This is a genomic window from Neobacillus sp. C211 (genome assembly GCF_051842875.1).
GTDB lineage: Bacteria > Bacillota > Bacilli > Bacillales > Cytobacillaceae > Neobacillus.
The window spans coordinates 1-842 of sequence record NZ_JBPXRO010000101.1 but is presented as its reverse complement, the minus strand read 5'-3'; the positions used below and the strand labels follow the sequence as shown (position 1 = coordinate 842).

The 842-nt window shown below is 29.6% G+C and carries 1 protein-coding gene; it reads right to left on the bottom strand.

The genetic code is table 11. The annotated features are described in order from the left end of the window. Window positions 1–487: 487 nt before the first annotated feature. Window positions 488–709, bottom strand: a complete 222-nt coding sequence (locus tag ACSU6B_RS29185; RefSeq protein WP_410889962.1) for a hypothetical protein — start codon at window positions 707–709, stop codon at window positions 488–490. Window positions 710–842 lie beyond the last annotated feature (133 nt).

The following is an 842-nucleotide window of genomic DNA, read 5'->3' as shown; positions in this document are numbered from 1 at the left end:
CACATCAAGTTAAAAAAATACTCAAAATCCTCTAAAATCAATAGAAAAGAATACTTTTTTGGGGATATAATTCATCTTTGCAATTGTAAATACCTTATTTAACTATCCTGTTTCGTAAGTTCAATAAGAAAAAAAGACGCTGCTGTAGCAACCTCTTGTTTAACTCTTGCACCCGTTAGCTTAAGTGCAAAACTTCACATATGCCATCAATTTAACATAACTAACAATTTTATCCCTTTAACCACATCTAGTAATTTTTTCTCTTTTCAATGAGGTACTGAAATCCATATAACAATGGCGACTTAAGAAACATATAAAGGAAAAATTGAATTTTATTAAACCGAACGAGTGTAACTAATTTTAATTTTTTTAAAAAGCTCATGATTAGTATGGCAAACATACCATCTACTATTGCATTTAGTGTAATAAAACGTTTAAAATTTCCATATGTCCATTTTAAAATCCACATTGAACCTACCAAAAAAGGTCATATATAAAAAGGTAATGCTACTGAAATATATGGATTTTTTTTATAAAAAACCCACCATTTGCGTTTCTTCCCAATTTGGGCAAAAAGATTTTCTATGATTACAATAAAAATTGATGCAGGAAGGAATTTCTTAATATTACGTCCCCCTAAAAAAGGGAGTGTTAACCATATTAATATGACCATAAGAGCATTAAGTAACCACTGATTTTTATTTGACATATTTAACCCTCCTCTTTCTTTAGCTTTTTCTTTGCATTTATTAAGTATTCATTTTATGTCGTAAGTTATTCTTCGCTAATCTCCCACCACCACCACAAAAAAAACGCTTTTCTTGTCTGCCTACTTCTTCTTA